This window comes from Streptomyces cinerochromogenes (assembly GCF_014648635.1).
Taxonomy (GTDB): Bacteria; Actinomycetota; Actinomycetes; order Streptomycetales; family Streptomycetaceae; genus Streptomyces; species Streptomyces cinerochromogenes.
The window spans coordinates 161,230-182,024 of the sequence record NZ_BMRM01000017.1 but is presented as its reverse complement, the minus strand read 5'-3'; the positions used below and the strand labels follow the sequence as shown (position 1 = coordinate 182,024).

Annotated in this window: 18 protein-coding genes; 14 read left to right on the top strand and 4 right to left on the bottom strand. The window is 71.4% G+C overall.

The annotated features are described in order from the left end of the window. Positions 1-134 precede the first annotated feature (134 nt). The 8 genes from recG to mutM all read left to right on the top strand — a co-directional run bounded on the left by recG (position 135) and on the right by mutM (position 7,607). The gene (recG, locus tag IEZ20_RS29585) at positions 135-2,357 is read left to right on the top strand and encodes an ATP-dependent DNA helicase RecG (protein ID WP_189304304.1); all 2,223 of its coding nucleotides are present in this window, start codon (positions 135-137) and stop codon (positions 2,355-2,357) included. 110 nt (positions 2,358-2,467) lie between these two features. Beyond that, complete coding sequence (gene rsmD / locus IEZ20_RS29580) at positions 2,468-3,055, top strand: 16S rRNA (guanine(966)-N(2))-methyltransferase RsmD (protein ID WP_189304302.1); 588 nt, start codon at positions 2,468-2,470, stop codon at positions 3,053-3,055. Between the two features lie 26 nt (positions 3,056-3,081). Continuing rightward, positions 3,082-3,561, top strand: a complete 480-nt coding sequence (gene coaD, locus IEZ20_RS29575) for a pantetheine-phosphate adenylyltransferase (RefSeq protein WP_189304383.1) — start codon at positions 3,082-3,084, stop codon at positions 3,559-3,561. Between the two features lie 57 nt (positions 3,562-3,618). Beyond that, entirely contained in the window at positions 3,619-4,746 is a 1,128-nt protein-coding gene (locus IEZ20_RS29570; protein WP_189304300.1) for a F0F1 ATP synthase subunit B, read from the top strand. A gap of 130 nt (positions 4,747-4,876) precedes the next feature. Then, positions 4,877-5,521, top strand: coding sequence for a YceD family protein (locus IEZ20_RS29565; protein ID WP_189304381.1), 645 nt, complete (start codon positions 4,877-4,879; stop codon positions 5,519-5,521). 2 nt (positions 5,522-5,523) lie between these two features. After that, positions 5,524-5,697, top strand: coding sequence for a 50S ribosomal protein L32 (gene rpmF, locus IEZ20_RS29560; protein ID WP_003951102.1), 174 nt, complete (start codon positions 5,524-5,526; stop codon positions 5,695-5,697). A 19-nt stretch (positions 5,698-5,716) separates the two neighbouring features. Continuing rightward, complete coding sequence (gene rnc, locus IEZ20_RS29555; protein WP_189304298.1) at positions 5,717-6,538, top strand: ribonuclease III; 822 nt, start codon at positions 5,717-5,719, stop codon at positions 6,536-6,538. A gap of 208 nt (positions 6,539-6,746) precedes the next feature. Continuing rightward, complete coding sequence (gene mutM, locus IEZ20_RS29550) at positions 6,747-7,607, top strand: bifunctional DNA-formamidopyrimidine glycosylase/DNA-(apurinic or apyrimidinic site) lyase (protein WP_189304296.1); 861 nt, start codon at positions 6,747-6,749, stop codon at positions 7,605-7,607. Here mutM and IEZ20_RS29545 read toward each other — a convergent pair. Further along, positions 7,580-7,975 carry a winged helix-turn-helix transcriptional regulator gene (locus IEZ20_RS29545; RefSeq protein WP_189304294.1) on the bottom strand — a complete coding sequence of 132 codons (396 nt, stop codon included), beginning with the start codon at positions 7,973-7,975 and terminating at the stop codon, positions 7,580-7,582. The genes mutM and IEZ20_RS29545 overlap by 28 nt on opposite strands. A gap of 135 nt (positions 7,976-8,110) precedes the next feature. Between IEZ20_RS29545 and IEZ20_RS29540 the strand changes: the two genes are divergently transcribed. Next, a complete protein-coding gene (locus tag IEZ20_RS29540) occupies positions 8,111-8,695 on the top strand; it encodes a flavodoxin family protein (protein WP_189304292.1) in 585 nt (194 codons plus the stop codon). An 18-nt stretch (positions 8,696-8,713) separates the two neighbouring features. Here IEZ20_RS29540 and IEZ20_RS29535 read toward each other — a convergent pair whose 3' ends face one another. Continuing rightward, on the bottom strand, positions 8,714-9,949 hold the full coding sequence (locus IEZ20_RS29535) for a CAP domain-containing protein (protein WP_189304289.1): 1,236 nt from the start codon (positions 9,947-9,949) through the stop codon (positions 8,714-8,716). 254 nt (positions 9,950-10,203) lie between these two features. On the opposite strand from IEZ20_RS29535, the gene IEZ20_RS29530 reads away from it, so the two are divergent. The 4 genes from IEZ20_RS29530 to IEZ20_RS29515 all read left to right on the top strand — a co-directional run bounded on the left by IEZ20_RS29530 (position 10,204) and on the right by IEZ20_RS29515 (position 16,686). Next, on the top strand, positions 10,204-10,485 hold the full coding sequence (locus IEZ20_RS29530) for an acylphosphatase (protein ID WP_189304287.1): 282 nt from the start codon (positions 10,204-10,206) through the stop codon (positions 10,483-10,485). 379 nt (positions 10,486-10,864) lie between these two features. Continuing rightward, positions 10,865-11,068, top strand: a complete 204-nt coding sequence (locus IEZ20_RS29525; protein ID WP_023546484.1) for a hypothetical protein — start codon at positions 10,865-10,867, stop codon at positions 11,066-11,068. Between the two features lie 246 nt (positions 11,069-11,314). Beyond that, positions 11,315-15,067 (top strand): AAA family ATPase, encoded by a 3,753-nt coding sequence (locus tag IEZ20_RS29520; protein WP_189304285.1) that lies wholly within the window; start codon positions 11,315-11,317, stop codon positions 15,065-15,067. Between the two features lie 200 nt (positions 15,068-15,267). Continuing rightward, entirely contained in the window at positions 15,268-16,686 is a 1,419-nt protein-coding gene (locus tag IEZ20_RS29515) for a sugar porter family MFS transporter (protein ID WP_189304283.1), read from the top strand. A gap of 223 nt (positions 16,687-16,909) precedes the next feature. Here IEZ20_RS29515 and IEZ20_RS29510 read toward each other — a convergent pair whose 3' ends face one another. Together IEZ20_RS29510 and IEZ20_RS29505 are read right to left on the bottom strand one after the other, a co-directional pair. Continuing rightward, the gene (locus IEZ20_RS29510; RefSeq protein ID WP_189304281.1) at positions 16,910-17,881 is read right to left on the bottom strand and encodes an LLM class flavin-dependent oxidoreductase; all 972 of its coding nucleotides are present in this window, start codon (positions 17,879-17,881) and stop codon (positions 16,910-16,912) included. Between the two features lie 54 nt (positions 17,882-17,935). Next, on the bottom strand, positions 17,936-19,384 hold the full coding sequence (locus IEZ20_RS29505; RefSeq protein ID WP_189304379.1) for a cytosine permease: 1,449 nt from the start codon (positions 19,382-19,384) through the stop codon (positions 17,936-17,938). Positions 19,385-19,554: 170 nt separating this feature from the next. Between IEZ20_RS29505 and ftsY the strand changes: the two genes are divergently transcribed. Continuing rightward, positions 19,555-20,757: a signal recognition particle-docking protein FtsY gene (ftsY, locus tag IEZ20_RS29500; RefSeq protein ID WP_189304278.1), complete on the top strand. Its 1,203-nt coding sequence runs from the start codon at positions 19,555-19,557 to the stop codon at positions 20,755-20,757. Positions 20,758-20,795: the final 38 nt, after the last annotated feature.

The following is a 20,795-nucleotide window of genomic DNA, read 5'->3' as shown; positions in this document are numbered from 1 at the left end:
GCGAAGGATGGCCGGAGCGCGTCATCCTAGGCCCGGAACAGCCCGCCTGACCAGGAGTTTCCCTGATGTTTACAGCGTCCGGCCCGGAACCTTCCAGGGCGGCGTCTACGGCATTGTCAGTGCCGTGGTGTGCAATGGATCGCGTGCCCGCACTGCAAGAACCGCTCAAGAAGGTGCTCGGCCCCGCCACCGCGAAGGTGATGGCCGAGCACCTCGGCCTGCACACCGTCGGCGACCTGCTGCACCACTACCCCCGCAGATACGAGGAGCGCGGCCAGCTCACCCACCTCGCCGACCTCCCGATGGACGAGCACGTCACGGTGGTCGCCCAGGTCGCCGACGCCCGCCTGCACACCTTCGCCTCGTCCAGGGCCCCGCGCGGCAAGGGCCAGCGCCTCGAGGTCACCATCACCGACGGCAGCGGCCGGCTCCAGCTGGTCTTCTTCGGCAACGGCGTCCACAAACCGCACAAGGAACTGCTGCCGGGCACCCGCGCGATGTTCGCGGGCAAGGTCTCCGTCTTCAACCGCCGCCTCCAACTCGCCCACCCGGCCTACGAGCTGCTCCGAGACGACGGCGAGGAGACGGTCGAGAGCTGGGCCGGCGCGCTGATCCCCCTCTACCCGGCCACCGCCAAGCTGGAGTCCTGGAAGATCGGCAAGGCGGTGCAGACGGTCCTGCCGAGCGTCCAGGAAGCCCTCGACCCGCTGCCCGAGACCCTCCGCGAGGGCCGGGGCCTGCTCCCGCTCCCCGAGGCCCTGCTCAAGATCCACCGCCCGCACACCAAGGCGGACATCGCCGACGCCCGGGCCCGCCTGAAGTGGGACGAGGCCTTCGTCCTCCAGGTCGCCCTGGCCCGCCGCCGGCACGCCGACACCCAGCTCGCCGCCGTCCCCCGCGTCCCCCGGCCGGACGGCCTCCTCGCCGCCTTCGACGACCGCCTCCCCTTCACCCTCACCGAGGGCCAGCGGAAGGTCTCCCAGGAGATCTTCACCGACCTGGCCACCGCCCACCCGATGCACCGCCTGCTGCAGGGGGAGGTCGGCAGTGGAAAGACGATGGTCGCCCTGCGCGCCATGCTCGCCGTGGTCGACGCGGGCGGGCAGGCGGCCATGCTGGCGCCCACCGAGGTCCTCGCCCAGCAGCACCACCGCTCGGTCACCGAGATGATGGGCGAGCTGGCCGAGGGCGGCATGCTGGGCGGTGCCGAGCACGCCACCAAGGTCGTCCTGCTCACCGGCTCCATGGGCGCGGCGGCCCGCCGCCAGGCCCTGCTGGACCTGGTCACCGGCGAGGCGGGCATCGTCATCGGCACCCACGCCCTCATCGAGGACAAGGTCCAGTTCCACGACCTGGGCCTGGTCGTGGTGGACGAACAGCACCGCTTCGGCGTGGAGCAGCGCGACGCCCTGCGCGGCAAGGCGCACTCCCAGGGGGAGAAGCGGTCCCCGCACCTCCTCGTCATGACGGCCACCCCCATCCCGCGCACGGTCGCCATGACCGTCTTCGGCGACCTGGAGACCTCGGTCCTCGACCAGCTCCCGGCCGGCCGCTCCCCGATCGCCACCCATGTCGTCCCGGCCGCCGACAAGCCCCACTTCCTGGCCCGCGCCTGGGAACGCGTCCGCGAGGAGGTCGAGGCCGGCCACCAGGCGTACGTCGTCTGCCCGCGCATCGGGGACGAGGAGGACGACCCGAAGAAGGCGGGCCGGAAGAAGTCCCCGGAGGACGAGGCGGACAAGCGCCCCCCGCTGGCCGTGCTCGACGTCGCCGACCAGCTCGCCCGCGGCCCCCTGAAGGGCCTCGGGGTGGAGGCGCTGCACGGCCGTATGCACCCCGACGACAAGGACGCCGTGATGCGCCGCTTCGCCGCCGGCGAGACGGACGTCCTGGTCGCCACCACCGTCATCGAGGTCGGCGTCAACGTCCCCAACGCCACGGCCATGGTCATCATGGACGCCGACCGCTTCGGTGTCTCCCAGCTCCACCAGCTGCGCGGCCGGGTCGGCCGGGGCTCCGCCCCCGGCCTGTGCCTGCTGGTCACCGAGATGCCCGAGGCCAGCCCCGCCCGCCAGCGCCTGGCCGCCGTCGCCTCCACCCTCGACGGCTTCGAGTTGTCCCGCATCGACCTCGAACAGCGCCGCGAGGGCGACGTCCTCGGCCAGGCACAGTCCGGCGCCCGCTCCAGCCTGCGGGTCCTGGCGGTCATCGAGGACGAGGAGGTCATCGCGGAGGCGAGGGAGGAAGCGGCGGCGGTGGTGGCGGCGGATCCCGAGCTGACCGGCCTCCCGGCCCTGCGGACGGCCCTGGACGCCCTTCTGGACGAGGAGAGAGAGCAGTACCTGGAGAAGGGGTGAGAAGAGCGGTACGTGGACAAGAGGTGAGGCGTCCCGCCCGGGGGCGGCGCACGGAAGTCCGCGAGCAGCCACAATGAACCCGTAAAGCCGCCCACTGAGAAGGACCCCACATGACCCGCGTGATCGCCGGCCGGGCCGGCGGACGGCGCCTGGCAGTACCCCCCGGCACCGGCACCCGCCCCACCTCGGACCGCGCGCGCGAGGGCCTCTTCTCCACCTGGCAGTCCCTCCTCGGCGGTCCGCTGGACGGCGAACGGGTCCTGGACCTCTACGCCGGCTCGGGCGCCGTGGGCCTGGAGGCCCTGTCCCGGGGTGCGAGCCACACCCTGCTGGTCGAGGCGGACGCCCGGGCCGCGCGGATCGTCCGCGAGAACGTGAAGAACCTGGGCCTTCCCGGCGCCGAGGTCAGAACGGGCAAAGCGGAACAGGTGATCAGGCAGCCCGCCCCGGAAGAGCCGTACGACCTGGTCTTCCTCGACCCCCCGTACGCCGTCTCGGACGACGATCTTCGGGAGATTCTGCTCACACTCCGCTCGGAACGCTGGCTCGCTGAGCAAGCGCTCGTCACCGTGGAGCGCAGCACCAGAGGCGGCGAATTCCGCTGGCCGGACGGCTTCGAGGCGATCCGGTCCCGTCGCTACGGCGAGGGAACGTTTTGGTACGGTCGCGCCGCCTCTACGTGCGAAGACGCACGATGACCGGACCGGAGAGCGAGGGATCACAAGTGCGCCGCGCCGTCTGTCCCGGGTCGTTCGACCCGATCACCAACGGACATCTCGACATCATCGCCCGAGCCTCCCGTCTGTACGACGAGGTCTACGTCGCGGTGATGATCAACAAGTCCAAGAAGGGCCTGTTCGACATCGAGGAGCGGATCGACCTGATCCGCCGGGTCACCGCCGAGTACGCCAACGTCCGCGTGGAGGCGCACCACGGCCTCCTCGTCGACTTCTGCAAGCAGCGCGACATCCCCGCCATCGTCAAGGGCCTGCGCGCCGTCAGCGACTTCGACTACGAACTCCAGATGGCCCAGATGAACAACGGCCTGACCGGCGTGGAAACGCTGTTCGTGCCCACCAACCCCACCTACAGCTTCCTCTCCTCCTCCCTCGTCAAGGAGGTCGCGGCCTGGGGCGGCGACGTCTCCCACCTGGTGCCCGCCGAGGTCGTCGAGGCACTGAACAAGCGCTTCGCCAAGGGCTGATGGGGCTACAGTCGTCCCGTCCGTCTCCAACCCGGCTGTAGAGAGTGGCGAGCACAGGTGGACGTGCAGAAGAAGCTCGACGAGATCGTCTCCACGGTCTCCGGCGCCCGGTCCATGCCCATGTCGGCATCGTGCGTGGTCAACCGCGCCGAGCTGCTCGCGATGCTCGAAGAGGTGCGCCAGGCGCTGCCCGGCTCCCTCGCCCAGGCGCAGGAGCTGATCGGCGACCGCGAGCAGATGGTCGAGCAGGCCCGGCTGGAGGCCGAGCGGATCATCGAGAACGCGCACGCCGAGCGCGGCTCGCTGGTCTCCGACACCGAGATCGCCCGCCGCTCCCAGGCCGAGGCCGACCGGATCCTCGCCGAGGCCCGCCAGGAGGCCGAGGAGATCCGCGCCGAGGCCGACGACTACGTCGACTCCAAGCTCGCCAACTTCGAGGTCGTCCTCACCAAGACCCTCGGCTCGGTGGGCCGGGGCCGCGAGAAGCTCCTCGGCACCGGGTCCGGCCTGGACGAGAACGGCTACGAGGACGAGGACGCCCCCGAGCGCAGCCAGGACCCGGAGACCCTGCGCCACAACGCCGACGCCTACGTGGACGCCAAGCTCGGCGCCTTCGAGGCGGTCCTCGCCAAGACCCTGGAGGCCGTCGGCCGGGGCCGGCAGAAGCTGCACGGCCGGATCGCCACCGACGACCTCGGCGCCCTCGCCGACGACACCACGACCTTCCAGCACTCCAGCGACGCCGACTACCTCGCCGACCTCGCGGCCCTCGCTGACAGCGACCGCGCGGACCGGCGGCAGACCGAGCCCCGGGAGCAGGCGCAGCCGCCGCAGCCGTCGTACGAACCGCAGCCGGCCTACCCCTCCGCCCCCGGCTACGTCCCGGCGGGAGGCGCCCCCCTCCAGCAGCAGGACCCGTACGCGGGCTTCCCGCAGCAGCCCGGCTACGCCCCCCAGCAGGACCCGTACGGCTACCAGCAGGCCGACCCCTACGCCTACCAGGGCTACGACGCCCGGCAGAGCGGCTACGACCCCGGGCAGCCCCAGTCCCAGCCCCAGCACCAGCCGCAGCAGCCCGAGCCCCAGGGGCAGCAGGGCTACGCTCTGGACGAGACCAGCCTCTTCGACACCAGCATGATCAGCGCGGAGCAGCTGAGGGCGTACGAGCAGGGCCGGGGCCTGTAGGCACACCGGATTGGGCGCAGAGCGAAAGGTCCAGTATCCTGGCTCTTCGGTCGCGCGTATGTCCGCGATCACCGCTGCCCCGGGACACCGACGGGCGGCGTCCCTCCGAGTTCGTAGATCGAAAGCAGGAATGGCTTCCAACGCCCGCCTCGACCACCGCAACCCCCTCGTGTTCGACACGCACGAGCTGGGTCGGCGTCCTGGCGCGCTCCAGCGCCTGACCCGCACGATCGACGCTCCCGCCGATCTCGGCATCCAGGGGGTCATCGGAGTGCCGGAAGGCGCCCCGGTCGAACTCGAACTCCGGCTGGAGTCGGTCTTGGAAGGGGTGCTCGTCACAGGCACCGCCCGTGCACAGGCCGAGGGGGAGTGCGTAAGGTGTCTGGAGCCGGTCGAGCTGGAGCTCGAAGCGGACTTCCAGGAACTGTTCTCGTACCCTGACGCCGACGACCGGGGCCGTGTGATCGCGGAACCGGGCGACGACGCCGAGGACGACGAGGACAGGTTCTTCCTCGAGGACGGACTCTTCGACCTCGAACCTCTGCTGCGTGATGCGGTGGTGCTCGCACTGCCGATGCAGCCGGTGTGCCAGGAAGGCTGCCCGGGCCTGTGCTCCGAGTGCGGAGCGCGGCTCGCGGACGACCCGGACCACCACCATGACGCCGTCGACATCCGTTGGGCGGCATTGCAGGGACTCGCCGGTTCGATGACGGACGGCGAGAAGGACGAGATGAGCGGCGCCGAAGCGGGCGTCGACGAGAAGCAGGAGAAGTAGCCGTGGCTGTTCCGAAGCGGAAGATGTCGCGCAGCAACACGCGCCACCGCCGGTCGCAGTGGAAGGCTGCGGTCCCCACCCTGGTTGCGTGCGAGCGCTGCCACGAGCCCAAGCAGCAGCACATCGCGTGCCCGTCGTGCGGCACCTACAACAAGCGCCAGGTCCTCGAAGTCTGAGCGGCTGGTGAGAGGCCCGATGACTGACGCGAAAGCAGCTGGTCCCCGCCAGCGCGGGGGTAGTCCGCAGGCCTCGTCCCACACGCTTCTGGAAGGGCGGCTCGGCTACCAGGTCGAGTCCGCCCTTCTGGTGCGAGCGCTGACCCACCGTTCCTACGCGTACGAGAACGGCGGTCTGCCGACGAACGAGCGGCTGGAGTTCCTTGGGGACTCCGTGCTGGGCCTCGTCGTCACGGACACGCTGTACCGCACCCACCCCGACCTGCCCGAAGGCCAGCTGGCCAAGCTGCGGGCCGCGGTGGTCAACTCGCGTGCGCTGGCGGAGGTCGGCCGTGGCCTCGACCTGGGCGCCTTCATCCGGCTCGGCCGTGGTGAAGAGGGCACGGGCGGCCGGGACAAGGCATCCATCCTCGCCGACACCCTGGAAGCGGTGATCGGCGCGGTCTATCTCGACCAGGGCCTCGACGCGGCCTCCGAACTGGTGCACCGCCTGTTCGACCCGCTGATCGAGAAGTCCTCCAACCTCGGTGCCGGCCTGGACTGGAAGACCTCCCTCCAGGAGCTGACCGCGATCGAGGGACTCGGCGTGCCCGAGTACCTGGTCACGGAGACCGGCCCCGACCACGAGAAGACCTTCACTGCTGCCGCCCGCGTCGGAGGCGTCTCGTACGGCACCGGCACCGGCCGCAGCAAGAAGGAGGCGGAGCAGCAGGCCGCCGAGTCCGCCTGGCGTTCCATCCGCGCAGCCGCGGACGAGCGCGCCAAGGTGGCCAAGGAGCCTGTGAAGGAGACGGCCGACGAGGCCGTCAAGGGCGGCGACACGTCGTCCGCCACCGCCTGACCGGAAAAGCACCACCCGAGCGCCCGTCCCGCCCCCGGCGGAGGCGGGCGCTCGGTCCGTTCCCGGGCCGTTCACGGCTCCGTCCACGGGAGCGCGCCGTGGCGGCCGGCCCGGTGGGCCGAGTGGGCCTCGACCGGCCGGGCGGGCCCCGGGATACCCTGCCCTCAGCTTTCCGCAGCCGTCCTCCGCAGTCGCCCGAAGGAGTACCGTGCCCGAGTTGCCCGAGGTCGAGGTCGTCCGGCGGGGCCTGGAGCGCTGGGTCGCCCACCGGACCGTCGCCGAGACCGAGGTGCTGCACCCGCGTGCCGTGCGCCGGCATGTCGCCGGGCCCGACGACTTCGCGCACCGGCTCAAGGGCCACCACATCGGCACGCCCCGCCGGCGCGGCAAGTACCTGTGGCTGCCGCTGGAGGAGACGAACCAGTCCGTCCTCGCCCACCTCGGGATGAGCGGGCAACTGCTGGTCCAGCCGCACGACGCGCCGGACGAGAAGCACCTGCGCATCCGCGTCCGGTTCGCCGACGGCCTCGGCACCGAACTCCGCTTCGTGGACCAGCGCACCTTCGGCGGCCTGTCGCTGCACGACAACACCCTCGACGGCCTGCCCGACGTCATCGCGCACATCGCGCGCGACCCGCTGGACCCGCTCTTCGACGACGACGCCTTCCACCGGGCGCTGCGCCGCAAGCGGACCACCATCAAGCGGGCCCTGCTGGACCAGTCGCTGATCAGCGGGGTCGGCAACATCTACGCGGACGAGGCCCTGTGGCGCACCCGCGTCCACTACGAGCGCCCGACGGCGAACTTCACCCGCTCGGTCACGGCGGAACTCCTCGGCCACGTCCGGGACGTGATGAACGAGGCCCTCGCCGTCGGCGGCACCAGCTTCGACAGCCTGTACGTCAACGTCAACGGCGAGTCCGGCTACTTCGACCGCTCCCTGGACGCGTACGGGCGCGAGGGCCTGCCCTGCAAGCGCTGCGGCACCCCCATGCGCCGCCGCCCCTGGATGAACCGGTCCAGCTACTTCTGCCCGAAGTGTCAGCGGGCGCCGCGCGTCTCGTCGTAACGCGCGCGGGACGCGAGGACGTCGTCCATCGCACCCTCCACGCAGTGGATGAGCGCCAGCAGCCGCTCGGCGACCTGCCGGCCGAGGGGCGTCAGCTCGTAGTCCACGCGGGGCGGGTTGGTCGGCTGGGCATCGCGGAACACCAGGCCGTCGCGCTCCAGCGCGTGCAGCGTCTGGGACAGCATCTTCTCGCTCACCCCGTCCACGCGTCGGCGCAGCTCGTTGAAGCGCAGCGAGCCCTCGTACAGCGCGCCGAGCGTCAGCCCGCCCCAGCGGCCCGTGACGTGCTCCAGCGTGGCACGCGACGGGCATGCCTTGGCGAAGACGTTGTACGCGAGGTCGTCGTGGTCCTGGGTGGTGGCGCTCATAGCAGCAGGGTACGCCCGCACAGCGCTCACTGCCAGGTTGCACTAACCAGAAGTTAGTGCTTTCCTTTGGTTACCGCTTGCGAGCTGCTCGCTCCGTCGAGCCGCCGCCTTCTGCTGCCTTTTCAAGGAGTCCGCATGACCACGCCCGTCGTCTCCATCGCCTACCACTCCGGCTACGGCCACACCGCCGTGCTCGCCGAGGCCGTGCGCGCCGGTGCCCTCGACGCGGGTGCCGAGGTGCACCTGATCAAGGTCGACGAGATCACCGACGAGCAGTGGGAGACGCTGGACCGCTCCGACGCCATCGTCTTCGGCTCGCCCACCTACATGGGCACCGCCTCCGGCGCCTTCCACGCCTTCGCCGAGGCGTCCTCCAAGCGCTGGTTCGGCCAGGACTGGAAGGACAAGCTGGCCGCCGGCTTCACCAACTCCGCCTCCAAGAGCGGCGACAAGCTGCACACCCTGCAGTTCTTCCAGACGCTCGCCGCCCAGCACGGCATGCACTGGGTCAACCTCGGCCTGCTCCCCGGCTGGAACAGCAGCACCGCCTCCGAGAACGACCTCAACCGCCTCGGCTTCTTCGCCGGCGCCGCCGCCCAGAGCAACAACGACCAGGGCCCCGAGGGCGTCCACAAGGCCGACATAGCCACCGCCGAGCACCTGGGCCGCCGGGTGGCCCGGACGGCCACGGTCTTCGCGCGCGGACGCGCCGCGGCGTAAGGCTCCCGCCGGCCGGCCTCAGTACCCGAAGTCCTGCGTCCACCAAGGCCCGCCCGGACCGAAGTGGACACCGACGCCGAGGGTCTTGAAGTCGGCGTTCAGGATGTTGGCGCGGTGGCCGGGGCTGCTCATCCAGGCCTGCACGACGGCCGCCGCGTCGGCCTGGCCACGGGCGATGTTCTCGCCGCCCAGGTCGGTGACACCGGCCGTCGCGGCCCGGTCCCACGGCGACCTGCCGTCCGGGTCGGTGTGGTCGAAGAAGCCCCGCGCGGCCATGTCGTCGCTGAACGACTCCGCCAGCTTCGTCAGCGAGGAGTTCGCCGCCAGCGGGCTGACGCCGGCCTTCGCCCGCTCCTCGTTGACGAGGTTCAGCACCTCGGCCTCGACGGCGGCCTCACGGGACACCGCCACCGGTGTGGAGGCCGGCGCCGGCGCCTTGGTGGCCGTGCGGGACGGGGTGCTCTCCGGCCGGGGCGACGCGGAGGGCTTCGACGGGGTGGTCGCGGAGGGCTTCGACGGGGTGGTCCTGGGGGTGACCCTCGGCACCGGTTTCCTCGCGGGCTTCTTCGACGGGGTCCGGTTCGGGGACGCCGGGTTCGAGACGGAGGCCGAGGGGGAGGGGGACGCCGAGGGGGATGCCGAGGAGGGGGAGGGGGACGCCGACGGGCTCGCGGAGCCGGCGCGGCCGGCGGTCCCCGCGGTGGGCGTCGCGGCGGGGCTGTCGACGCCGCCCGAGGCGCCGCCCTGCTCGCTGGCCGTGTTGCTGGGGGCGCCCGCGGACTGCACCCGGTCCACGCCGGCGGTGTGCGTACTGCCACCGAGCCGGTACTGGTCCAGGCCCGGCACCACGCCCGTGGCCACCGCGACCGTGCCGAGCGCCACGGCCGCGGACACCCCGAGCAGACCCGCGCGCACCGGCCGTCCGGCCCTGCCGCGCCGGTGACGGTCACCGCCGCGCGACGGCCCGCCGCCCGGGGCGGAGGCGTCGGAGCCGGACGGGGACGCGGGGCCGGTGTCGTCCGCGGCGAAAAGATAGGCCTGCGCCTTGGCGGTCGCCTCGGCGTAGGCCTCAGGGTTCAGATAGGGCGCTATGCCCATGGGTATCGGGCGTTCGCCCCCGGACCAGCCCCGGGCGTCCTCGCTCCCGGAGCCGGAGCCGGAGCCGGAGCCGGAGCCGGTGCGCTGCGTCTGTGTGACCCCCGTGGCGCGGCCCGTGGCGGCGCGGCCGGCGGCGGAGCGTCGGTGGCGTCCCATGTCCTTGCCCTCTTCCTCGTGCTCGCGGTCGACCGGTGCCCGCGCGGCGAGCGACTTCCCGGCAAGCGACTCCCCGGCGAGCGACTCCCCAGCGAGCGACGCGCGGCGAGCGACGCGTGGTGAGTGACTCCGTCCGGCCGACCCGACTCACTCGATCGAGTGAGTTTCAGATGGGATTCATTGGGTCCGGACGGTACCTCATGGCGCCGGGGGACGATGTGTCCCGCATGACACCGGCCGGTTAGGTTGCACCCATGAGCGAGGATGTGCGACTGATCGCCTGGGTGCGGGGACACGTGCAGGGCGTGGGTTTCCGCTGGTTCACGCGCGCCAAGGCGCTGGAGATCGGCGGGCTGAGTGGTTTTGCTCTCAATTTGGCCGACGGCCGGGTCCAGGTGGTCGCGGAGGGTCCGCGGGACGGATGCGAGGGGCTGCTGGACTGGCTCCAGGGCAGCGACACGCCCGGGCGCGTGGACGGCGTCACCGAGATCTGGGACACACCGCGCGGCGGCTACGACGGCTTCGCCATCCGCTGATCCCGTGTCCTGAAGCCCCGCGCCCGGGCGCGGGGCAAGCTGCCGGGGGCATGTGCGGAAGCGGAAACGCCCTGGTGGTTGCCAAGACGGGCGTGGCATGGCAGGCTCCGCTGGTACTGCTGGTCGCCACGCCCTGAGGGCCCGGAGGAGTCACAGCGCCGCCGTTTTTCCGGCCGCGCACCCGGTTCGCCCCCCAATACAGGGCGTGATCGTGTTGACCGTCAAACTTTTTGGTGAGACGCTGAAAGCCCCGCGCACCTTAGCTGTTTGGCATGGAACAACAGCAGAGCAACACCCCGATGTGCCAAGCACCGCGGGTGCGAATCCCTCACGACCCACACCGCATCGGTCGGTCACTCATTGTGGAGGACCATCCATCATGGCAAAGGCGCTTCTCGGTTACGTCGGCGGCTCCGACCCTCGACTCCTCGCCGAGATGCGACGGTTGCAGCAGCGTGTGCAGGACCTGGAGTCCGAGCTCGTACGGATCCAGGCGGAGAACGACGCGCTGACGGCTGCCGCCTCTCAGGACAGGATCATGGAGAGCATCGACGCACACCAGGCGGAGCCTGCGCTCACCTGATCGTTGCAACGCTCCACAACAGCAGTCACAGCGATCGGGCTGCCCGTATCAACCGCTCAAGTTGATCGGACGACTGAGATCCAGTCGTCAGAGTTGCAAGGGACGCTTCGGCGTCCCTTCTTTCTTTCCCCCGCACATCCTTTCACTCTCTTCACCATCTGGTGTGCCCTGCCTGTTCAATGACGAAACCGCGGGGTTGCGAGGGTTCATGGAGTGAGATAGCGGCGGCGGGTAGAGTCCAGCGGCGTGCACCTCAAGGCCCTGACCCTCCGCGGGTTCAAGTCGTTCGCCTCCGCGACCACGCTCCGCTTCGAACCGGGGATCACGTGCGTCGTCGGCCCGAACGGCTCGGGCAAGTCCAACGTCGTGGACGCGCTCAGCTGGGTCATGGGCGAACAGGGCGCCAAGTCGCTGCGCGGCGGCAAGATGGAGGACGTCATCTTCGCCGGCACCACCGGCCGCCCGCCGCTCGGCCGCGCCGAGGTGTCGCTGACCATCGACAACTCCGACGGGGCGCTGCCCATCGAGTACGCCGAGGTCACCATCACGCGGATCATGTTCCGCAACGGCGGCAGCGAGTACCAGATCAACGGCGACACCTGCCGTCTGCTGGACATCCAGGAACTGCTCTCCGACTCCGGCATCGGCCGCGAGATGCACGTCATCGTCGGCCAGGGCCAGCTGGACTCCGTCCTGCACGCCGACCCCATGGGCCGCCGCGCCTTCATCGAGGAGGCGGCCGGAGTCCTCAAGCACCGCAAGCGCAAGGAGAAGGCGCTCCGCAAGCTGGACGCGATGCAGGCCAACCTCGCGCGCGTGCAGGACCTCACCGACGAGCTGCGGCGCCAGCTCAAGCCCCTCGGCCGGCAGGCCGCCGTCGCCCGCCGGGCCGCCGTCATCCAGGCCGACCTCCGCGACGCCCGTCTGCGGCTCCTCGCCGACGACCTCGTACGCCTGCGGGAAGCCCTCCAGGCCGAGATCGCCGACGAGGCGGCGCTGAAGGAACGCAAGGAGACCGCCGAGCAGGAGCTGAAGAAGGCCCTCCACCGCGAGGCCCTGCTGGAGGACGAGGTGCGCCGGCTCGCCCCGCGCCTCCAGCGCGCCCAGCAGACCTGGTACGAGCTGTCCCAGCTGGCCGAGCGGGTGCGCGGCACCGTCTCGCTGGCCGACGCCCGGGTCAAGAGCGCCACCTCCGCCCCGCCGGAGGAGCGGCGCGGCCGGGACCCGGAGGAGCTGGAGCGCGAGGCCGCCCGCGTCCGCGAGCAGGAGGCCGAGCTGGAGGCCGCGCTGGAGGCGGCCCAGCGGGCACTGGACGACACGGTCGCCCACCGCGCCGAACTGGAGCGCGAACTGGCGGCCGAGGAACGCCGGCTCAAGGACGTCGCCCGCGCCATCGCCGACCGCCGGGAGGGCCTGGCCCGCCTGTCCGGGCAGGTCAACGCGGCCCGCTCGCGCGCCGCCTCCGCCCAGGCCGAGATCGACCGGCTGGCCACGGCCCGCGACGAGGCGCAGGACCGCGCGGTCCGCGCGCAGGAGGAGTACGAGGCCCTCCAGGCCGAGGTCGACGGCCTCGACGCCGGCGACGCCGACCTGGCCGATCAGCACGAGGCGGCCAAGCGCCGGCTGGCGGAGGCGGAAGCGGCCCTGAGCGCGGCCCGCGAGGCCCTCACCACCGCCGAGCGCAGCCGCGCCGCGACCCAGGCCCGCCACGAGGCACTGGCCCTGGGCCTGCGCCGCAAGGACGGCACCGGCATACTGCTCGGCGCCCGCGACCGCCTCACCGGAGTCCTCGGCCCCGCGGCGGAACTGCTGAGGATCACCCCGGGCTACGAGGTCCCCCTGGCGGCGGCCTTCGGCGCGGCGGCAGACGCCGTCGCCGTGACGACCCCCGCGGCGGCGGCCGAGGCGATCACCCTGCTCCGCAAACAGGACGGGGGCCGAGCGGCCCTGATCCTGACGGGAGCGCCGGAGGAGGAGCCCCGAAGGGACACGGGAACCGGCGCGCCCGACGCCGGTGGGTCGGCGCCCCGCGGGGGCGCGGGGGACGGCGCGCCCGGCGACGACGTACCGTCGGCCGACGCCGGCGGGTCGGCGCCCCGCAGTGCCGCCACCCCCGCGGCCGAAAGCCTCCCCGGCACGTCCCTCCCCGGCATCCCCCTGCCCGGGGCCCCTCTCCCCGGCACCCCCCTGCCCGGCACCCCCCTCCCCGCCGCCGCCCTGGTCAGCGGCCCCGCCGAGCTGATGCCCGCCGTCCGCCGCCTCCTGCGCGGAATCGTCGTCGTCGCGACCCTGGACGACGCCGAGGCCGTCGTCTACTCCCACCCGGAGCTGACCGCCGTCACCGCCGAGGGCGACCTCCTGGGCGCCCACTTCGCGCACGGCGGCTCGGCAGGCGCGCCCAGCCTGCTGGAGGTGCAGGCCTCCGTCGACGAGGCCGCGGCCGAGCTGGCCGACCTGGAGGTCCGCTGCGCGGAGCTGGCCGGGGCCCAGCAGGCCGCGGTCGAGCACCGCCGGCAGGCCGCCGCCCTCGTGGAGGAACTCGCAGAGCGCCGCCGGGCCGCCGACCGGGAGAAGTCCTCCGTGGCCCAGCAGCTCGGCCGGCTCGCCGGGCAGGCGCGCGGCGCCGCCGGGGAGGCCGAACGGTCGGCCGCGGCGGCGGCCCGCGCGCAGGAGGCGTTGGAGAAGGCCGTGCAGGAGGCCGAGGAGCTGGCGGAGCGGCTGGCCGTGGCCGAGGAGATGCCGGTGGAGGAGGAGCCGGACACCTCGGTGCGGGACCGGCTCGCGGCCGACGGGGCCAATGCCCGGCAGACCGAGATGGAGGCACGCCTCCAGGTCCGTACGCACGAGGAGCGGGTCAAGGGGCTCGCCGGCCGCGCCGACTCGCTCGACCGGGCGGCCCGCACCGAACGCGAGGCACGCGCGCGTGCCGAGCAGCGCCGGGCGCGGCTGCGGCACGAGGCGGCGGTCGCTAAAGCCGTCGCCTCCGGTGCCCGGCAGCTGCTCGCGCACGTGGAGGTGTCCCTCGCCCGGGCCGAGCAGGAGCGTTCCGCCGCCGAGGCCGCCAAGGCGCGGGGCGAGCAGGAGCTGGCCGCCGCCCGTACGGCGGGCCGTGAACTGAAGGCCGAACTCGACAAGTTGACGGATTCGGTCCACCGGGGCGAGGTACTCGGCGCCGAGAAGCGGCTGCGCATCGAGCAGCTGGAGACCAGGGCGCTGGAGGAGCTGGGTGTCGAACCGGAGGGGCTGGTGGCGGAGTACGGCCCGCACCAGCCCGTGCCTCCCTCGCCCCCCGCCGACGGCGAGCAGCTGCCCGAGGACCCGGACCACCCGCGCAACCAGCCGCGCCCCTTCGTGCGCGCCGAGCAGGAGAAGCGGCTGAAGGCGGCCGAGCGGGCGTACCAGCAGCTGGGCAAGGTCAACCCGCTGGCGCTGGAGGAGTTCGCGGCGCTGGAGGAGCGGCACAAGTTCCTCAGCGAGCAGCTGGAGGACCTGAAGAAGACCCGCGCCGACCTGCTCCAGGTGGTGAAGGAGGTCGACGAGCGCGTCGAGCAGGTCTTCACCGAGGCCTACCGGGACACGGCCCGGGAGTTCGAGGGCGTCTTCAGCCGGCTGTTCCCGGGCGGTGAGGGCCGCCTGGTGCTGACCGACCCCGACAACATGCTCACCACGGGTGTGGACGTCGAGGCGCGTCCGCCGGGCAAGAAGGTCAAGCGGCTCTCCCTGCTCTCGGGCGGCGAGCGCTCGCTGACGGCCGTCGCGCTGCTGGTGTCGATCTTCAAGGCCCGGCCGAGCCCCTTCTACGTCATGGACGAGGTCGAGGCCGCGCTGGACGACACCAACCTCCAGCGGCTGATCCGGATCATGCAGGAGCTGCAAGAGGCCTCGCAGCTGATCGTGATCACGCACCAGAAGCGCACGATGGAGGTCGCCGACGCGCTCTACGGCGTGTCCATGCAGGGCGACGGTGTGTCGAAGGTCATTTCCCAGCGCCTTCGGTAGCCCCTCCTCAAGATCAACTCACTCTGTGTTCAAAAAGTGAACACGGAGTGCTCGGGCATATCGAAAAACTCACAGCGGTTGAAGTATTGACTTCGAAACTTGAAGGCATAGTCTCTGCAACGTTGCTTTTACCTTCAGGTCTCACCACCTGAGAGGGCTCACCCCACACGGCAGCGTTGCCGTGGCCCGAGGAGATACACGTGACCAGCACAGCGCAGGCACCTCAGTCAGGAGCCAGGACGGCTCAACCCGAACATCTCGGGCACGTCATCTTCATCGCAGCGGCTGCCGCGATGGGCGGCTTCCTCTTCGGCTACGACAGCTCCGTCATCAACGGCGCCGTCGAGGCCATCCGCGACCGCTACGACATCGGATCCGCCGCACTCGCCCAGGTCATCGCGATCGCGCTGATCGGCTGTGCCATCGGCGCCGCCACCGCCGGCCGCATCGCCGACCGGATCGGCCGCATCCGCTGCATGCAGATCGCCGCGGTCCTGTTCACCATCAGCGCCGTCGGCTCCGCGCTGCCCTTCGCGCTGTGGGACCTCGCCTTCTGGCGCATCGTCGGCGGTTTCGCCATCGGCATGGCCTCCGTCATCGGCCCGGCCTACATCGCCGAGGTCGCCCCGCCCGCCTACCGCGGCCGGCTCGGCTCCTTCCAGCAGGCCGCGATCGTCGTCGGCATCGCCATCTCCCAGCTCGTCAACTGGGGCCTGCTCAACGCCTCCGGCGGCGACCAGCGCGGCAAGCTGATGGGCCTGGAGGCCTGGCAGGTCATGCTCGGCGTGATGGTCGTCCCGGCCGTCCTCTACGGCCTGCTGTCCTTCGCGATCCCCGAGTCCCCGCGCTTCCTGCTCTCCGTCGGCAAGCGTGAGCGCGCCCGCGAGATCCTCGCCGAGGTCGAGGGCAAGGAGATCGACCTGGACGCCCGCGTCGCCGAGATCGAGCTGGCGATGAAGAGCGAGCACAAGTCCTCCTTCAAGGACCTGCTCGGCGGCTCCTTCTTCTTCAAGCCGATCGTCTGGGTCGGTATCGGCCTGTCGGTCTTCCAGCAGTTCGTCGGCATCAACGTCGCGTTCTACTACTCCTCGACGCTGTGGCAGTCGGTCGGTGTCGACCCCACGGACTCGTTCTTCTACTCCTTCACGACGTCGATCATCAACATCGTCGGCACCGTGATCGCGATGATCTTCGTGGACCGTGTCGGCCGCAGGCCGCTCGCCCTCATCGGTTCCGTCGGCATGGCCGTCGGCCTCGCGCTGGAGGCCTGGGCGTTCAGCTACGACCTGGTCGACGGCAAGCTGCCGAGCACGCAGGGCTGGACCGCCCTGATCGCCGCCCACGTGTTCGTCCTCTTCTTCGCCCTGTCCTGGGGTGTGGTCGTCTGGGTCATGCTCGGCGAGATGTTCCCGAACAAGATCCGCGCCGCCGCGCTGGGCGTGGCCGCCGCCGCGCAGTGGATCGCCAACTGGGCCATCACCGCGAGCTTCCCGTCGCTGGCCGACTGGAACCTCTCCGGCACCTACGTGATCTACACCGTCTTCGCCGCGCTCTCCGTCCCGTTCGTCCTGAAGTTCGTCAAGGAGACGAAGGGCAAGTCGCTGGAGGAGATGGGCTGAGCCTCGTAGCGAGGCACCCCGAACTCGGGGGGAAGGGCCAAGTCCCCGCTGCCCCTCTCCTCGAACCGTCCGCCGCCCCCGGCCCGGCCACTGCCCGGACCGGGGGCGGCGGTGTCGTATGCCGGGTCCCGGCCGCGGCCGGCGCGCTCGGCGGGACGGGCGGTTCTCCGCCACAGCCGACGGAGAGGAACTCCGGCGGACCGGTCGCCACCCGATGACCGGCTCAGTCCGGCAGTGCCGGGAGAACCCGCTCGGCGAACAGCCTGAGGCTGCGCCAGCCCTCCTCCACCGGCATCCCGCCCGCCAGCGGATGCAGCACCAGACTGTCCAGGCCCTGCGCCACGCACTGCTCCGGGGTGAGGACCCGGTACACGCCCTCCGCGCGCAGCTCCGCCACGGTCGTGGCCGCCGACCGCACCGCCGAGCGGATCCCGCCCGACTGCCACGACGCGTAGGTCCGGGCCTCGTGCAGGAAGTGCCCGCCGTACTCGGCCCACGCCCGGTCCGGGTCCTCGGCGAGGTGGAGGAGGGGGGTCTCGGCGGCCGGCATCATCGTCCAGCCCTCGGTGCCGTACTCGGTCAGCTTCTCCTTGTAGTACGCCTCCAGCTCCGGCAGGTGCGCGCTCGGGAAGAAGGGCAGGCCGAACCGGGCGGCCCGGCGGGCGGCGGCCTCGGAGGAGCCGCCGACCAGCAGCAGCGGATGCGGATCGGTGTACGGCCGCGGGGTGAGCCGCACCCTGCGGCCCCGGTACGTGAACTCCTCCCCGGTCCAGGCCGCGAGCAGCGTCCGGAGCAGCTCGTCCTGGATCCGGCCCCGGCGCCGCCAGTCCACGCCGAAGAGGTCGTACTCCTCCTGCCGGTACCCGATCCCGGCCACCGTCACCAGCCGGCCGCCGCTCAGCAGGTCCAGGACGGCGATCTCCTCGGCCAGCCGCAGCGGGTCGTGCAACGGACCGATCACCGCCGACACCGTCACCGCGATCCGGCGGGTCGCGCCGAACACCGCGCCCGCGAAGGCGAACGGCGAGGGCAGCCAGTTGTCGTCGGCGCCGTGGTGCTCCTCGGTCTGCACGGTGCTGATCCCGTGCTCGTCCGCGTACGCGGCCATCTCCAGGGCGGCCCGGTAGCGGGCGGAGAGGGCGGCCGGAGAGGCGCCGGGAGCGACGAGGTTGAAACGTACGACGGTGACGGGCATGAGAGATCCCCCTCCGGTACGGCTCGGTGGAGGGGGACGGTAGCTGACGCGGCGTCAGACAGCCAGGGTCTCGGGTTCCTCGGCGGGCGCGCCGGCCGCCGGGCGCTCGACCGCCGGCTTCGGCAGCACAAGGTACAGCACGGCCGAGATCACGATCGTGGCGACCCAGCCGAGGCCGTACTCGCCGATCACGTTGTTCGCCGCGAGCGGGCCGGTGAACCAGTCCGAGGTGGTGAACATCAGGCCCGACAGCAGGCCCACCGCCCAGGCGGCCACGGCCGCGGGGGAGAAGCCGCCCCTGTACCAGTAGGCGCTGGTGCGGGTGGTGTCGGCCATCGCCCGGCCGTCGTACTCCGTGCGCCGGAACATGTCCGCGCCGAACACGCCGACCCAGGCGGAGAAGGCGACCGCCAGCAGCGAGAGGAAGGCGATGAACGAGCCCATGAAGCTGGTCGCGACCAGCATCAGCACCCCGCCGAAGATCAGCGAGATCACGGCGTTCACCGAGACCGCCCAGTGCCGGGGCACCTTGAAGCCCAGGGTCTGCGCGGTGAAGCCCGCCGAGTACATCGACATCGAGTTGATCAGCAGCATGCCGATCAGCGCGATGAAGAGGTACGGCACGGCGATCCAGGTCGGCAGGATCTCGCCCAGGAAGGACACCGGGTCGCTCGCCGAGGCCAGGTCCGGCGTGGAGACCGCCATCACCGCGCCCATCAGGACCATGGGCAGCACGACGACACCGGCGCCGCCCACCGCCGTACCCACGATCGCCTTGGAGGAGGCCGTGCGCGGCAGGTAGCGGGTGAAGTCCGGGGCGGACGGGATCCAGCTGACACCGCCCGCGGCGATCATGCCGATGCCGGTGATCACCGCGGCCGTGGAACCGGCGCTGTGGTCCATCACCTTCGACCAGTCGGTGTTCGCCACCAGATAGCCGAGGACGAGCACCGAGAAGACGCCGAAGAAATAGGTCGCGTACTTGTTGCACTTCTGCACGGCGTTGATGCCGAGCCCGGAGATCGCGAAGGTCGAGACGACGAATGCCAGCAGCATCACCATGTCCAGCACGCTGTTCGCCTTGATGCCGAACAGGATGTCCAGGATGGTGAGCATCGCGTACGCGCCGGTCACCGCGTTGATGGTCTCCCAGCCCCAGCGCGCGACCCAGATCAGCGAACCGGGCAGCAGATTGCCGCGCTGACCGAAGACGGCCCGCGACAGCGCCATGCCGGGCGCGCCGCCCCGCTTGCCCGCGATGCCGACCAGACCCACCAGGCCGTACGACACGAGCGGCGCGGCCACCGCGACGACCAGTGCCTGCCAGATGTTCAGGTGGTACGCCACGACCAGGCTCGCGCCCATGGTCAGGAGCAGCACGCTGATGTTGGCGCCGACCCAGGTGGGGAACAGCTCCCGGGTCTTCGCGGTGCGCTCGTGGTCGGGGACCTGCTCGATCCCGCGCGTTTCGAGAGCGCCTTCGGTCTCGACGGATTTGCTCATGGAAGAGGTGCCAGACATGGGGGGACAGGGTGACGTGGGGACTCTACGCGCGTGGATCGCGTGGCCACCATCGTACTTTGCTCCGAGTCCTCATGCTAAGCGTGCTTTGTCTCTCGGACGAACCCACAAACGGGGTCCTGGCGCACCCCATGTCCGATACTGGTCGGGTTATGGAAACCGTCATCCTTCTTGTAGTCATCGCCGTGGTCGTGCTCGGCGCGCTCGGCGGGCTGATCGTGGGCAGCCGGCGCCGGAAGCCGCTGCCCCCGCCGCCCCCGAAGGCACCCGACATCACCGCGCCCCCGGCCGAGCCGCACGTCGGCGACGAGGCCGAGACGCCGCGCGACGAACCGCGCCGGACGATCGAGGAGGTGGATCTCCCCGGCGGCCCCGCACCGGTCGTCGTGGAGGAGCCTCCGACCGTCGAGGCTCCCGAGATCGAGATCCCGGAGCCCACCGCGGGCCGGCTGGTCCGCCTGCGCGCCCGCCTCTCCCGCTCCCAGAACGCCCTGGGCAAGGGCCTGCTCACGCTGCTCTCCCGCGAGCACCTGGACGAGGACACCTGGGAGGAGATCGAGGACACGCTGCTCACCGCCGACGTCGGCGTGCAGCCCACCCAGGAACTCGTCGAGCGACTGCGTGAACGCGTGAGGGTCCTCGGCACCCGCACCCCCGTGGAACTGCGCGGACTGCTCCGCGAGGAGCTGCTCAAGCTGATCGGCACCGATGTCGACCGCACCGTGAAGACCGAGCCGGAGGACCGCAAGCCCGGCATCGTGATGGTCGTCGGCGTCAACGGCACCGGCAAGACCACCACCACCGGCAAGCTCGCCCGGGTGCTCGTCGCCGACGGCCGCAGCGTCGTCCTCGGCGCCGCCGACACCTTCCGGGCCGCCGCCGCCGACCAGCTCCAGACCTGGGGCGAGCGCGTCGGCGCCTACACCGTGCGCGGCCCCGAGGCCGGCGACCCCGCCTCCGTCGCGTTCGACGCGGTCAAGGAGGGCAAGGAGATGGGGGTCGACGTCGTCCTCATCGACACCGCCGGGCGCCTGCACACCAAGACCGGCCTCATGGACGAGCTGGGCAAGGTCAAGCGCGTGGTCGAGAAGCACGCGCCGCTGGACGAGGTGCTGCTCGTCCTGGACGCCACCACCGGCCAGAACGGCCTGGTGCAGGCCCGCGTGTTCGCCGAGGTCGTGGACATCACCGGCATCGTGCTGACCAAGCTGGACGGTACGGCCAAGGGCGGCATCGTGATCGCGGTCCAGCGCGAGCTGGGCGTACCGGTCAAGCTGGTCGGGCTCGGCGAGGGTGCGGACGATCTCGCGCCGTTCGAGCCGGAGGCGTTCGTGGATGCGCTGATCGGAGACTGAACCACCCGGGACGTTCCCGGGTGCTCGACGAGAAGCTC

Bases quoted from the DNA above. Each gene is read 5' to 3' on its own strand.
- IEZ20_RS29505 (WP_189304379.1), bottom strand. From the start codon at position 19,384: ATGAGCAAATCCGTCGAGACCGAAGGCGCTCTCGAAACGCGCGGGATC.
- IEZ20_RS29530 (WP_189304287.1), top strand. From the start codon at position 10,204: ATGAGCGAGGATGTGCGACTGATCGCCTGGGTGCGGGGACACGTGCAG.
- IEZ20_RS29510 (WP_189304281.1), bottom strand. From the start codon at position 17,881: ATGCCCGTCACCGTCGTACGTTTCAACCTCGTCGCTCCCGGCGCCTCT.
- IEZ20_RS29525 (WP_023546484.1), top strand. From the start codon at position 10,865: ATGGCAAAGGCGCTTCTCGGTTACGTCGGCGGCTCCGACCCTCGACTC.
- rsmD (WP_189304302.1), top strand. From the start codon at position 2,468: ATGACCCGCGTGATCGCCGGCCGGGCCGGCGGACGGCGCCTGGCAGTA.
- IEZ20_RS29545 (WP_189304294.1), bottom strand. From the start codon at position 7,975: ATGAGCGCCACCACCCAGGACCACGACGACCTCGCGTACAACGTCTTC.
- recG (WP_189304304.1), top strand. From the start codon at position 135: ATGGATCGCGTGCCCGCACTGCAAGAACCGCTCAAGAAGGTGCTCGGC.
- IEZ20_RS29565 (WP_189304381.1), top strand. From the start codon at position 4,877: ATGGCTTCCAACGCCCGCCTCGACCACCGCAACCCCCTCGTGTTCGAC.
- IEZ20_RS29535 (WP_189304289.1), bottom strand. From the start codon at position 9,949: ATGGGACGCCACCGACGCTCCGCCGCCGGCCGCGCCGCCACGGGCCGC.
- rnc (WP_189304298.1), top strand. From the start codon at position 5,717: ATGACTGACGCGAAAGCAGCTGGTCCCCGCCAGCGCGGGGGTAGTCCG.
- ftsY (WP_189304278.1), top strand. From the start codon at position 19,555: ATGGAAACCGTCATCCTTCTTGTAGTCATCGCCGTGGTCGTGCTCGGC.
- IEZ20_RS29540 (WP_189304292.1), top strand. From the start codon at position 8,111: ATGACCACGCCCGTCGTCTCCATCGCCTACCACTCCGGCTACGGCCAC.